The sequence below is a fragment of the Vulcanococcus sp. Clear-D1 genome (assembly GCF_014654725.1).
Lineage (GTDB): Bacteria > Cyanobacteriota > Cyanobacteriia > PCC-6307 > Cyanobiaceae > Vulcanococcus.
This window is the reverse complement of record NZ_JACVZV010000018.1, coordinates 119,593-132,810: the sequence shown is the minus strand read 5'-3', so window position 1 is coordinate 132,810 and position 13,218 is coordinate 119,593. Positions and strand designations below refer to the sequence as shown.

General features: G+C 62.0%; 12 protein-coding genes. 10 read left to right on the top strand and 2 right to left on the bottom strand.

Annotated elements, in window-relative coordinates; genetic code table 11:
- Nucleotides 1-499: 499 nt before the first annotated feature.
- Complete coding sequence (locus tag H9532_RS07510; protein WP_296367082.1) at nucleotides 500-1,027, top strand: hypothetical protein; 528 nt, start codon at nucleotides 500-502, stop codon at nucleotides 1,025-1,027.
- On the opposite strand, the gene H9532_RS07505 is transcribed toward H9532_RS07510, so the two are convergent.
- Nucleotides 1,024-2,451: a DEAD/DEAH box helicase gene (locus H9532_RS07505; protein ID WP_296367080.1), complete on the bottom strand. Its 1,428-nt coding sequence runs from the start codon at nucleotides 2,449-2,451 to the stop codon at nucleotides 1,024-1,026. The two genes, H9532_RS07510 and H9532_RS07505, sit on opposite strands and share 4 nt — an antisense overlap.
- Before the next feature lie 103 nt (nucleotides 2,452-2,554).
- Between H9532_RS07505 and H9532_RS07500 the strand changes: the two genes are divergently transcribed.
- The 7 genes from H9532_RS07500 (at nucleotide 2,555) to H9532_RS07470 (ending at nucleotide 9,827) form a co-directional block, all read left to right on the top strand.
- Nucleotides 2,555-2,749 (top strand): hypothetical protein, encoded by a 195-nt coding sequence (locus tag H9532_RS07500; protein ID WP_296367078.1) that lies wholly within the window; start codon nucleotides 2,555-2,557, stop codon nucleotides 2,747-2,749.
- Nucleotides 2,750-2,764: 15 nt separating this feature from the next.
- A complete protein-coding gene (locus tag H9532_RS07495) occupies nucleotides 2,765-5,488 on the top strand; it encodes a primase-helicase zinc-binding domain-containing protein (protein WP_296367076.1) in 2,724 nt (907 codons plus the stop codon).
- Nucleotides 5,489-5,781: 293 nt separating this feature from the next.
- Nucleotides 5,782-6,468 carry a hypothetical protein gene (locus H9532_RS07490; RefSeq protein ID WP_296367074.1) on the top strand — a complete coding sequence of 229 codons (687 nt, stop codon included), beginning with the start codon at nucleotides 5,782-5,784 and terminating at the stop codon, nucleotides 6,466-6,468.
- A 123-nt stretch (nucleotides 6,469-6,591) separates the two neighbouring features.
- Nucleotides 6,592-6,960, top strand: coding sequence for a hypothetical protein (locus tag H9532_RS07485; RefSeq protein WP_296367072.1), 369 nt, complete (start codon nucleotides 6,592-6,594; stop codon nucleotides 6,958-6,960).
- Nucleotides 6,961-6,964: 4 nt separating this feature from the next.
- Nucleotides 6,965-7,486, top strand: coding sequence for a hypothetical protein (locus H9532_RS07480; RefSeq protein WP_296367071.1), 522 nt, complete (start codon nucleotides 6,965-6,967; stop codon nucleotides 7,484-7,486).
- The gene (locus H9532_RS07475) at nucleotides 7,483-9,129 is read left to right on the top strand and encodes a terminase (RefSeq protein ID WP_296367069.1); all 1,647 of its coding nucleotides are present in this window, start codon (nucleotides 7,483-7,485) and stop codon (nucleotides 9,127-9,129) included. Before H9532_RS07480 ends, H9532_RS07475 begins: the two co-directional genes overlap by 4 nt.
- 8 nt (nucleotides 9,130-9,137) lie before the next feature.
- Nucleotides 9,138-9,827: a sigma factor gene (locus H9532_RS07470; protein ID WP_296367066.1), complete on the top strand. Its 690-nt coding sequence runs from the start codon at nucleotides 9,138-9,140 to the stop codon at nucleotides 9,825-9,827.
- 52 nt (nucleotides 9,828-9,879) lie between these two features.
- On the opposite strand, the gene H9532_RS07465 is transcribed toward H9532_RS07470, so the two are convergent.
- Complete coding sequence (locus H9532_RS07465) at nucleotides 9,880-10,920, bottom strand: hypothetical protein (protein ID WP_296367065.1); 1,041 nt, start codon at nucleotides 10,918-10,920, stop codon at nucleotides 9,880-9,882.
- A 63-nt stretch (nucleotides 10,921-10,983) separates the two neighbouring features.
- Between H9532_RS07465 and H9532_RS07460 the strand changes: the two genes are divergently transcribed.
- Nucleotides 10,984-12,186, top strand: coding sequence for a hypothetical protein (locus H9532_RS07460; RefSeq protein ID WP_296367063.1), 1,203 nt, complete (start codon nucleotides 10,984-10,986; stop codon nucleotides 12,184-12,186).
- 5 nt (nucleotides 12,187-12,191) lie between these two features.
- On the top strand, nucleotides 12,192-13,217 hold the full coding sequence (locus H9532_RS07455) for a hypothetical protein (RefSeq protein WP_296367061.1): 1,026 nt from the start codon (nucleotides 12,192-12,194) through the stop codon (nucleotides 13,215-13,217).
- Nucleotide 13,218: the final 1 nt, after the last annotated feature.

Genomic DNA, 13,218 nt, shown 5'->3' with positions numbered 1-13,218 from the left:
CACTTCACTTCACCAGATTGAAGAGCACAACGGCGACTTGTACAGAAGCACAATCATCAGTCCAATCCGAGCTCAGATCGAGAGGCTTCTTCTCTCCCTATCGAGCCAATGCCGGCACTCGCATCGCGCGGATGGTGTATCCAACAATCACACTGGATAGCACCTCCATCCGCAAGTATTACTACGGTGCGCCTCCAGGAAGACCGCAGCAGCTGGACATCAATTTATCTGGGGACTCCGGCAAGCTTTACCAGGGCCTTCTCTCCTCTCCAGTTTACCTATCCGCTCTTGGCGCACGGATCTTGGAAGCATGTCCAGACATTGGCCTGGTGAGCTTCAATCACTGGCATGAGGGCGGGGTCCCAGTTGGCTTTTTCCCTGATGGCACGGCTCGCACCTTTCGATGGGTAGACCTCGGAGATGGCCCGCATACACGCCTAGTCCCTGGAGAGGACGGCACGAATGTCATGCAATACGAATGGGGGTACTACTTCTCACCATGAAAGCGCTCATCTCTTTTGTCACGCTTGCTTTGACCATGGCGTCCCTGGCCGGCAGATCAGCTTTTGCGAACGGCAGAGCTTCCGCCTACGAAAGCATCAAGGACCCTCGCTGCCTCAATGCCATTCATCAAGTACACAGCGACATTGAAAACAGGCTGGGCGGGGATCTGCAAGATGTGCAGATCTATTCACCAGCGTCAGAAAGTCCCGCTGCAGCCTCGCCCATACCAGAGAAGCAGCAGCGGATCGTCTTCAACCTCAACACGCAGTGGTCGCGAGGGCTGCAGGCTACTCAGCAGGCGCACAACGCAAACCAGGCACTCACGAGCAGCCCACAGCTCACCAAGAAATACACAGAGCAAGTCCTCTCCGCCTGCCCCGATGTAGGGAGTGTGGTCTTCTACATGTGGGAATGGGGAGTGGGTTGGTCAGTAGGCGGCGACTCCAATCTGGTGCAAGACCGCTGCGTTTACCCCTCGCAAGGTAGATCGTTCTACATCTGGGGTGAAATCGGCTGCACTTAGAGGTTCGCTCCTCCACCTTTTTGCCTGGCTGCCCAGACGTGCCTGGCCCAGCCTGGCTTGTAGCCCCGATCCTGCTCGCGTTGCAGCAGCTGCTCGAAGGTGCGACAGCCTGCGGCCGGGTGCGTGCGCCGCGACCGTTGCTGCTGGTTGGGCTTAGGCCGGTGGCGGGCTGCGCCCGTGACTTCCACCAGTTCACCCTCAACCTGCTGGAGCCGACGGCGCTGCTCATCGCGTTCCTCGGCCAGAAACAGATGGCCGCAGTCCGGGCAGACCTGTGTCGCGCTGGAGCAGCTGCAGAAGCAGACGGGGCAGTCCTTGATCGGGATCGAGACACCCTCACGCCGGCGCCGACCGGCCAGTTTCCACTCGCGCTCATCGGTGGGCAGGCCGTGGCGATGGGCGTTGCCGACGTGATCGAGGATCACCGCTTCCTGCTTCCCAAGTGCGGGACGCAGGGCCCGGCCGACCATCTGCAGATAGAGGCTCAGGGAAGCGGTGGGGCGCATCAGGATCGCGCCGCCCACCGAGGGGATGTCGGTGCCCTCAGAAATGATCATGCAGCTGGTTAGCACCTCCACCTCCCCAGTGCCCAGTCCTGCGATCAGGCGTTTGCGCTCCTCGGCCGGCGTGCCGCCACTCACCGCCGCGGCCCGGATTCCCGCAGCGCGGAAGGCTCCGGCCATCTGCTCGGCGTGTTCGATCGTGCAGCAAAAGCAGATGGCGGTGCCCGGGTGCAGTCGGCGTCGGTAGTGCGACACCGCATCACCAATGGCGGCCCGTTCCCCGAAGGCGCGTGCCGCCTCCTCCAGGTCGAACTCGCCCATGCGACGTCGCAGTTTGCTGTTCCTGGCCCCTGGCCAGGAGAACACCTTGGGCCTGGCCAGCCAGCCCTGTTCGACCAGCCAGACCGCTGAGGGCCCCAGCACCAGGGCCTCGAAATAGCCGCCGGCCTCCACGCCCAACCCCTTGCCATCAAGGCGTTCGGGGGTAGCGGTCTTGCCGATCAGGTGGGCATAAGGCCAGGCCTCGATGATCCGGCCCCAGACGTTGCCGGCGACCAGGTGGTGGGCCTCGTCCTGAATGATCAGATCCGGCTGGGGCAGCTGCCCCAGCCGCCGGGCCACGGTCTGCACCGAGCCCACGGCGACCTGCTGGCCCTGCAGCATGTGGCCAGGAGCGATCACATCGGGCTCCAGCCCCCAGGCCCGCACGGTGCCGGTGAGCTGCTCGATCAGCTCGGCCCGGTGGGCGAGCACCAGCACCCGCCGGCCCTTGCTGGCGGCGCCCTGAACGATCGCGCCGATGGTCTGACCCTTGCCCGCACCGGTGGGCATGACGGCGCAAACCCGCTGGTGAACCTTGAGGGCAGCGCGGAGATCATCCAGCAGCCGCTGCTGGTAGTCGCGCAGAGCGATCGGGGCCATGGGCGTGACGACAGGCTTTGCACTGAGTCAGACGCCTCAGCAATGTTCAACTTATCAAGCCCTGCCGGGTGTGCTTAGGCTGTGCTCAGAACTCCAGGCATACATGGCTTCCTTTGCGCCGCCTCTGAGCGTCTCCATCACCGAGGCGCAGCTGGCTTGGCTTGACCAGCGCCGCTTGCATGGCACCCTCAGTCGCTCGGCGGTGCTGCGCCAGGTGATCGACGCGGCGATCGCGGCAGAACAGGCCGGCCTTGCCCTGCCTGGGCCTGTGTTGGCGGCAGCCGCTGAGCGTCGTTGATCCGTAGCGACACCCATGGCAACCGACGTGATGACCGCGGCCAATGGCCGCTGGAAGGAAATCCTCAAGGCGCTTGCTGGACTGCCTGTCGAGCAGCTCAGCAACCGCCACCAGCCCTGCCCTGCCTGCGGCGGGCGGGACCGCTACCGCTTTGACGACCGGGACGGGAACGGCTCCTGGTTCTGCAACCAGTGCGGTGGCAAAGACCACCTGGGGGGTGGGGGGACCGGGATTGACCTGCTGATGCGGGTGCGCCGCTGGAGCTTCCGCCAGGCCTGCGAAGAAGTGGAGCGCTACCTGGGCCTGGATCCAGCCGGGACCGAGCGGCATCGGCCCCAGCCGGTGAGCACCGGCAACGGTTCCGGCGGCAAGCTCCCTGCCCCACCGGCCACCCCTGCGGCCACAGGACTCCCCGGCCACGCCAGTCGGCCCTGGCGCCAACCCGAGGTGCCGCCTGCTGACGCCGCGCCGCCAGAGCTGGAGCGGGGTGCGATCGCCCAGTGGTGCTACCGCGATGCGGCGGGGAACCCGCTGTTCTGGATCCAGCGGCTCTGCCCTGGCCGCAGCGGCCGCAAGGGCTTTCTGCATCGGGTCTGGCTCGATGGTGGCTGGCACCGACCCAGCCGCCGCGATCCCTTCTCCTGCGAGTGGCCAGCCCCCCGACCCCTCTACGGCCTGCCGGGGTTGGCCCAACGCCCAGACGCACCGGTGTTGGTGGTGGAGGGGGAGGGCACGGCCGATGCAGCTGCGCTGCTGTTTCCCGATCACGTGGTGATCAGCTGGGCCAACGGCACCAATGCGATCGGCAAGGCCGACTGGCAACCGCTGGCCCCACTGGGGCTGGCGGGGCGGACGGTGACGCTCTGGCCCGATGCCGACGCACCGGGCCGCAAGGCGATGCCACGGCTGGCCTCTCTGTTGCGCGAGCAGGGCTGCAGTGTGCAGCTGGTGGAGCCACCGCCCGATCTGCCGCAGGGCTGGGATCTGGCCGATGCCGACTGGAGCCCAGCGGAAGCGGCCGAGCAGCTGCAGCAGTGGCTGCAGCCCCTACCGGCAGCACAAGGGGCCTCGAACCAGGACGCAGAAGCTGATCGGCAGGAGCCCACCTCCGCTGAGTCACCGGCAGGTGGCGGTGGCGGGGCGCCGTTCCAGTGCCTCGGCTACGACGGCGAAGCCAGCTACTACCGCTCCGGCCGCACCGGGCAGGTGCTGCGGTTGAGCCGCTCAGCCCACACCGCCACCCATCTGGTGGCCCTGGCGCCCCTGGCCCACTGGGAGACCCTCTACCCCAGCCGCACCGGCGTGAACTGGTCGGCGGCGGCCAGCGACCTCTACGAGCGCTCGATCGCCGCAGGGCTATTCACCCCCGATCGCATCCGCGGCCGCGGGGCCTGGTGGGATGACAGCCGGCCCCTGCTGCACCTGGGCGATCGGCTCGTCACCCCCGAGGGGGAGCACCTGATCACCACGCCTTTTCGCTCGCGCTACGTCTACCAGCGCATGCCGCGCCTCGATGGGCCGGGCGATGTGGAACCGCTGTCGGTACAGGAGGCGGCGGTGATCGTGAGCATCGCCAACCGCTTCCACTGGGATGTGCCCGCCTCGGGCACCCTGCTGGTGGGCTGGGTGGTGCTCGGCCCGATCTGCGGTTCGCTGCGCTGGCGGCCCCATGTGTGGCTCACCGGCGGTGCGGGCTCGGGGAAGAGCGCGATCCTCGATCGCTACATCACCCCCCTGCTGGGTGACTTCGCGCTGCTGGTGAGCGGCTCGACAACAGAAGCGGCGCTGCGCCAGTCGATCTGCTCCGACGCCGTGCCGGTGGTGTTCGACGAGGCCGAGAGCAATGAGCGGCCGGATCAACAGCGGATGCAGGGAATCCTGTCGCTGGCGCGGGTGGCCAGCAGCGAAAGCGGGGCCTCCCTGCTCAAGGGCTCCCCGAGCGGGGAGGTGAGCCGCTACCGGGTGCGCTCGATGTTCCTGCTCAGCTCGATTGCCACCGCCCTCAAGCAGGGGGCGGACCGCAGCCGCTTTGCCCAGCTCACCCTGCGCAACCCCGCCGAGCTGCCCAAGGGTGAGCGGGAGATGCACTGGGTATCCCTGGATCGGGACCTCGATCGCCACATTTCCAGCGAGCTGGGCCGGCGGCTGATCGCCCGCACCGTGGGCTTGATCCCGATGATCCGCCAGGCCGAGGGGGTGTTCACCCGGGTAGCGGCCCGGCACTTCGACTCCCAGCGGCTGGGGGATCAGTACGGCACCTTGATGGCCGGGGCCTGGTCGCTGCTCAGCGATGTGGTCCCCACCCAGGAGGAGGCCGAGCAGTGCATCGCCTGCCACGACTGGGAGAGCTACAGCCAGAGCACCGAGCTCAGCGATGAGCAGCGCTGCATCCAGACGATCCTCCAGCACCCGCTGCGGGTGGAGTGCGCCGATCGCAGCGTCACCCGCACCATCGGCGAGCTGGTGGAGCTCGCTGCCCACCAGGCTCACGACCTGGAGATCAGCGCGGAGTTGGCTGCTCAAGCCCTGGCCCGCCAGGGATTGCGGCTGGAGCCGCCCCATCTGCTGGTGAGCAACACGGCCGAACCGATCGCCCACATCCTGCGGGAGTCGGCCTGGGCCCATGGCTGGGCGGTGGTGTTGCTGCGCCTGGCCGGTGCTCAGCGGCGCGGGCCGGTGCGCTTCTGCGGCGCCGGCATGGTCACGCGGGCGGTGGCGATCCCGCTGGCGGTTCTCTGAGGCGCAGCGTCACAGCCATGACACCCCGCAACACCCCACCGTTATGCCCAGATCGACTGCAGCGCAATCGATCACAGCGGCTGTAACGCTGTGACGCTTTTCGGCGGGGATAGACACCCTCACACACACACATCAACACCTATGCACACCTGCGTCAGGACACACTGCTGCTTGCTAATGCTTCTATTTAGAGAAAGAGGGTTACAGCGTCACAGGGTCGGCTCAACCCCTGCTCTGGCGCAGGATTTCGGCTGTGACGCCTGCCGTCACAGCCCGTTGCAGGGGAAACGGCCATGCTGACGACGACCTGGCTGGACCCCATCCCCGGCCTCTGGCGGGATGAGGCGGCCCACCGCTACTGGCTGGGCGATCACCTGTTTCCGGTGTCGATCACCGGCGTGCTGGCCCATGGCTTGAGCGAAACCGCCAAGCGCGCGATCGAGGCCAAGCGACCGATCTGGGAGCCGCGCGGGACCACGGTGCATGCGGCCCTGGAGCACTACAGCCAGGCCCGCTTCCTGGTGGGCAAAAGCGCCAGCGATGCCCTGCTGGAAGCCGAGACACTGCCGGGCCATCACCCATACCGGAACTGGATCCTGCCGCTTTTGCAGCTGCCGCTCTGGGAGGAGGTGGAGGTGATCGCCAGCGAGCGGCTCACCTGCTGTCTGGCCCGCAACGTGGCCGGGGCCTTCGATGGCGCCTATGTCTCACCGGCGCTGAGCGAGCGCCATGGTGAGCCGGTGCGGGTGCTCTACGACCTCAAAACCCTCTCGGCCCACGGCCGGCCCTATTCCACCGCCGCCCAACTCGGGGGCTACATGGTGCTGGAGGCCACCCAGGGAAACCACTACGAGCGGGGCCAGACGATCTGGAGCAAACCCGGAGAAGCCTTCACCAGCACCTTCTACAGCCGTGAGCAGTGCCTGGCGGCCTGGGCCGCCGCCTGGAGCCGCTACTGCCTGGCCCGCAGGCCCTTCTGATCAGCAGACGGAGCCATTAGGAACTAACAGCCCTTGCGATTGCGGCTCTTAGTACAGAGCCCATACAGTGGGCTGAGCACTGGGCTATGCCCTGCTGGCCTGCTCGATGCTCTGTTCCTGGTGATGGCTGCCGCTTCTGCTCCTGTTGAACCGACTGCTCCAGCGGTCGATGGCATCGATGGCCTGCTGGATGCGCTGACCGCGATCAAGGCCCAGCAGAAGGAACTGGAGCAGCAGCTTGAGCCGCTGCTGGAGGCCCTCAGCGCGGCGATGGCGTCCGGCCAGCTGGACCCCTCCTTCTCCCACAACGACTGGGCCTTCTCCCACAGCCTTGGCCGTCTGAGCTACGAGTTCCCGGCGGCCGTCCAGCAGATCGAGCAGCAGCTCAAGTCCGCCAAGGAAAGCGCCATCCAGCAGGGCAGCGCCACCGAGAAGCGCGGCAAGCCCTTCTGGACCATCCGCCCCCCGAAGGCGCAGGACCAGCCGTTCTGAGCCGATGCCGCAGCGTGCCCACGCCCTGCCTCCCGCTGATCCAGTGGAGGAGCTGCGCGCTGCGGCCAGCGCGGAGGACGACAACGGCCAGCCGCTGTACCAGCCCACTGATCCGGCCAGGCCAATCGGCCATGCCAATCCACCGCGTCGCCCCAAGGGTGTGGCGGTTCAACTCACTCCCAGGCCCTCGCGGCTGGAGGTGGAACGGCGCATTGCTCAGGCACAGCTCTGGGTGGCTCAGCGCCTACCTCTGGTGCAGATCATTGAAAATGCTCGTGAGAACTGGGGAATCCACAACACCCAGACGGTCAACCGCTACCTCAACCTCGCCCGCGAGCGAATGGTGGAGGAGCTGATCACCGACCGGCGCCGCCACCAGGCCGAGCAGATCTTTGCCCTCAACGACTGCGCCCGGCGGGCGATGGACGCGGGCCAGTTCAATGCCGCCGTCGGCGCCTTCCGGGTGATCGCCGAGATCGGCGGGCTGCTGCGGGCCCCCATCAAGCCGCCGGAGCCCCGGGCATGAGAACGGTGACGACCACAGCGGCAGTGCCAACGGTTCTCCAACCCGAAGCCTCCTCATACGAGGGGGGCGGCCTGCTGTTGCCTGAGCTGGACCCCTGGGGCGACGGCGGCCTGCTTCACCTGCCGGCCAGCATCACTCCAATCCAGGCGGAACCGCTGAGCCTGCGGAGCTTCATCGCTGAGGCCTATCCCCGCTATGGCTTCCACCGCTGGGCTGAGGTGCTGATTGACCTGCTCCAGCAGGTGGCCGATGGCCAGCTGAGCCGGTTGATCGTCACCTGTCCGCCGCGCCTGGGGAAATCGCTCCTGGTCTCCAAGCTGTTTCCGGCCTACTTCCTGCAGCGCTACCCGCATCTGTTTGCGGCGATCGCCTCGTACTCAGCTGAGCTGGCCTACGCCCACTCCAGAGAAGCCCGCCACTTCTACCGGGTGACGGGCCATCTGCTCGCCAGAGATTCGGCGGCCGTGGGGAACTGGCTGACGCGGCAGCGGGGTGGCTGCATCGCTGCTGGTGTGGATGGCCCGTTCACGGGAAAGGGCTACAGCCTGGGAATCATCGACGACCCCTACAAGGGCCCGGGTGATGCAGCATCCCCTGCGCTGCGGCAGAAGCTGATCGACTGGCTGCGCTCGGTGTGGCTCACCCGCGCCGAACCGTCGACGGTGCTGGGTCCTGACGGCACCGAGCAGCCGAACCTCTCGGCCCAGGTGGTCGTGCTCACCCGCTGGGACCACCAGGACGTGATCGGCTGGTTGTACGAGCAGGAGCTGGGGGAGGCCCCGCAGCAGTGGACCGTGCTCGATCTGCCGGCGATCGCCGAAGAGCCGGCCGATCGCCCCAAGCTGCCGCCCACCTGCACCCTGATCCCCGATTGGCGACAGGCGGGCGAAGCGCTGTGTCCAGAGCGCTTCCCCCTGCCGGAACTGCTCAAGATCAGAGCTCGCCTCGGTGCCTACTGGTGGGCGGCGCTGTATCAGCAGCGGCCCAGCCCGGCGTCTGGATCCATCTTCCTGCGGCAGTGGATCCGGCCGCCCTTCCCCCGCGAGGACGGCAGCCAGCGTCACTACGCCCTGCTGGCCCTCTCGTGTGACCTGAGCTTCAAGGGGGAGGCGGAGAGCGACTACTGCGGCTTCTGCCTGGTGGGCCTGCTGGCACCACCGGCTCCCTCTGCCATCCCCCGATCGGGTGAATCTCAGGGGCCCATGCCCCAGGCGGCGCTGGAGATCGAGGTGCTGTGGGCGGCCCGGCACCGCTTTGGCCTGCCGGAGGTGATCCGCTTCCTGCTGGGCTGCATGGAGGCCCTCGAGCAGCAGGGCCTGCGCCCCCATGCCGTCCTGATCGAGGACGCGGCCAACGGCCCGGCCGTGCTGCAGACGCTCAGGCGCCGCGTGCCGGGGATGCTGCCGATCACCGCCCGGGGCAGCAAGGAAACCCGTGCCCATGCTGTCGCACCCCTGGTGGAGGCGGGTCAGATCCGCTTCCACCACCGCGCCCAGCCGCTGGTGGAAGAAGCCATCCGCTTCCCGAAGGGAAGCAAGGACCTGGTGGATGCCTTCTGCCACGGCGCCCTCTGGCTGGAGGGCCGCTACTGGAAGGCTCAGGGCATCCAGCCGGTGGTGACGCCGCTGCTGGTGAGCCGGTGAGCGGGCCGATGGTGTCCGCGGTGCGGGAACATCCCAAGCCTTCCGCAGTGGAGAGCCCACGCCCTGCCGTGCTGACTCCTTCTGCTGTACAGCTGGTGTTGCCGCTCACGGTGGTGCTGGTGGGCAATGCAGCTGGGGCGGAGCGAATGCTGCGGCAACGGCGCTACCGCCGGCCGGCGTGCCATGCCCGTGCGCAGCAGCTGGAGATCAACCTCCACGCTCCAGTGCTTCACCTGCCCAGAACTCAGTGTCAGCAGCCTCCTCGCTGCAGGCCACGGCGAGAACGGCCGGTGCGGCCACACGCCGCTGCCGATGCCCTGGCGTTGGAGCACAGGGATCTGGCCGAAAAAATCGCCGGTAACTTCGCTCGGCGCACCGTTCACCCCAAGGAGGATCTGCTACAGATCGCCATGATCGGGCTGATTAAAGCGGCCCGGCGCTACGACCCCTCACGGGGCCCATTTCGGCCCTATGGCCGCACCTACGCCAACGGGGAGATCACACACTTCCTGCGTGACAACGGGTTCCTGCTCAAGGTGCCGCCGACCTGGCGGGAAATTCACGCACGGGGGCACCGGATGCTTGGTTCAGACGTCTCGTTAGCCGCGATGCTGAAACACCTGAGAATAACAAGGCAGCAGTGGCAAACCATACTTGAGGCTTGCTCAGCAAGAATAGTGAGCCTGCAGATTGATTAAATGCCAATGATCAATCGCCAAGGACAGAGATCCGGCAAAAGCAGAACACTTGCTATCGATTGATTTCCGCTTTTATCCAGCCAGCCCCTGCCGCACTACCGCGCATGAAGGACCCAAGAACATTCAGAACAGCCAGCGAGATTCCAATCGGCGGTAACGCGACGCATGTTGCCACCAATGCACCAGAGCCAAGCGCTTTCGCCGCGAATTCTCCAGCGTCAGAAGAAGTGACTTGTTGGTTTAGAACTTTTCCAAGAAGGCTGAGGCCATCCACTACAACAAAACCTATTGCCGCCCCAAGCATGGGATTCCCTGTTAGCACAGCCACACCAGCAGAAGAAGCACCACGGATTGAAGAGTTTACTGCGGCATAAGTAATGTCAGCTGCAATCAGTTCAGCCATCTGGGGCAAGGCGGAAATTGCCTGGCCTCCGCCCAAACCGTAGAGATAAGCAAGTCTTTGCGTTACAGCATTCAAGCTCCCTGTAGCCGCACAAGCGGCAACAACAGAACCAATGGTTTCTATGTCACCCAAGAGGTCAATTCGGTCAATATCCCGAGCCATAGCAATCGCCTCTTGATCATTTCTGATCTCATACAATGCGGCTTGATATTGAGTCAAGGGGGTATCTCCCTGCCTCAGATTCTCATTGGCTGGCGTCCAAATCATATTTTGAGGGTCATAGCTGCCACCCCCAGAATGCGGAACGATATGCGAATAGTGCTTCCCATCAAGGAACGACTCTAAAAGAACCTCTGATCCAGATCTGATGATCGGTTCAGGGGTGTCCTGATAAAAGACTTCGGCCGCTTCCTCTCCATTCCTATAAGCACCATGCGTTCCTGCAAGATGGAACTTAGAGCGAATGCTTGGCGATAGACTTCCGAATTCCAATGGATCGGGAATATGCCTCTCGATGTCCTCGGCATTAAATATTATACCGGCGGTTGACGTATAGGCTGCAGCAAGACGATTTTCCTTTGCCCTGCAAAACTCAAACCAAGTCAGCGGAAGTATTCCAGTCGCTCGGCAGGCCGAGGAATAAGCGTCGTACGAAGTGAAATCCTTAAGGATGGATTCATGGTCACCCACGGCCAGACCTCAAACTCTGTTTACCATGTTAGCTTGGACCTAAGAGTATGGACCCCTTTGACCATGGGCAAATCTAATCTCGAGAAAGCCAAGACAGATTTTAATATTCTAATGATTGGCCCCTCAGGCTCGGGGAAAACAGTATATCTTGCGGCACTTTGGAAAAAGTTAAATGTGCCTGCCAGAGGGAATCTTGATTTTTATCTTTCCTTGCCAGATCAACAAGACAAAATCAATACCCTGAACAAGATCTACGAAACGGTTGCTTTTGAATCCGAGTGGCCTCCCGGAACTGCAAACGTTTCATCCTGGAGCTTTGATTGTCGCGTAAGGAAGAATGATGGCAAAACAGTCAAAGCCCTGACATTCAACTATCTTGACTACGCTGGAGGTAATTTTGAGGGCTACACAGACGTTGACGCAGAAGTGCAGAAGGCGATTCGGAGCGCCGATGGCTATCTTGTGCTGGTAGACGGCTTAAGACTGCTTCAGCTGCATCAAGGCAGCAAGCCTGGAGTGAGATGGGCCGTACGATTTGGCTCAACAGTTATCCCTCCTCTTCTGCAAGATGCAACAAAGCCCACGCAGTTTGTTATATCAAAATGGGATGTACTGCAGTCGGCCGGGCTAAGCCTTCAGGACTGCAAGCGCCTTCTGTTTACAAAAATACGAGAGGTCAGTGAGTTTGCTCGGCCATTGGTTGAGGAGGCAATGATCAAAGGAGATCGCAAAGCGTCTATTCGTGTTTATCCAGTCAGTTCAGTCGGAGAAAACTTTGCCTGGTATGATGAGGAATCTGATACCATGAATAAGCGAGAAGAAGTGTTCCCTGAGCCCTTCAATGTTGAATTCCCTTTAACATCGTTGATACCTCTTTATATTGAGCAGCAGATCTACGCCGAGCAAGAGCAGTTAAAACGAGCCAGAGAGGCAGAGATCAAGCTGGGCAAGCGCCCAGAGCTTGATCTTGAAGGGGGAATTCGTGTTGGGATGAAAAGAGGCTTTGATGGACTTTCTCAGCTTCCTTTCGCCGGTTCTCTTTTCAAATGGGTAGGCGAAGGAATTGGAGGTGAAGCTGAACGTCGACATACCGAGCAGGTCAAAGAACACGAGACCGCCCTACAAGAGATTCTAAAGCAACAGGGACAAATTGCAGACGAGCTACGAGCTCAGCAGTATTGCTGTGAAATGTTTCTCAAAGGAATGCATACCTTTGAGGCGATGAATCCCGAATGCATCGTGACGATCCGAGACCTTGAGGGTTAAGCATCATGCATAAATGCTACTTAGCCATTATCACCAGAAATAAGTGGTGCGACTATCAGTTGATTACAGGTCTTCCTGCTTCGCTCGGCATGCCAGGAATGGATCTTAGGAAAAGAATAAAGAGTTTTTTTCCGCTGGACTATGCAGACAGAGACATCACTGCCTCATGTCGTCTCGTGGACGAGAATATTCATCTCCAAATGTGGTGCGGACGGATTAGTGCATTTAACCTTCAAGGGATACCTTATTTTGAGCAGATCGGTCGACCGATCAAGCTAGGCGTTGGTGTTCTCCAAGAACTCGATGACAACTATGCCTTTCAACAGTATTCGCTTGCCGACATCCAAAGCCTACTTGCGTCAGAGATTATCGGATACCAGTCTGCCAGGAACCATGAACCAAGACTCGTTGAGCTTCACGAGCTAAACCTTCATGGGATATTATCTTATTACAAGGGTCTGACGGCTGATACTGCAGCCGAGACTCCGCCCTCAGCCGACGCACAAAATTATCCGCGTTCTCAATACTTGGCCGCGGAAGACAATGAAAGTCCAGATGACTGGACAGATGAACTATCTATTGCGGCAAACCAAGTCAAGTCAGCGGCAGAGCCAGATGGACTACTATATCTAGTCCGGCAATCTCTTGCCATGAGGGATATGCTGGCACGATATTCAGCGGAATATAGATCTAGGACTGTTCAGCATTTCATGCATGCATGCACTAAGTCTAAGCTTTTCCATGACCCCGAAAAGGTGATACAGCGTGACAGGAAAAGAGCGTATGAGATCCTCATTGATGCGTGGAGCATGCCCCCCGAAAAACGACTAAGGCTTGTCAAACTCCTCATCCCGTTCTGGCAACCTCCGGCTCATGAAATCGATATTCATAAGCGAGATATTCTGAACAGACAATTAGATAACCTAGCGATCTTCATGGATGAGGGCCCTTCTCCTGCCGATATTGAAGATGATTTTGAGAGGATTGCTGACACTTTCTACTCACACATAATTGGAATGCTTGACAACTAAC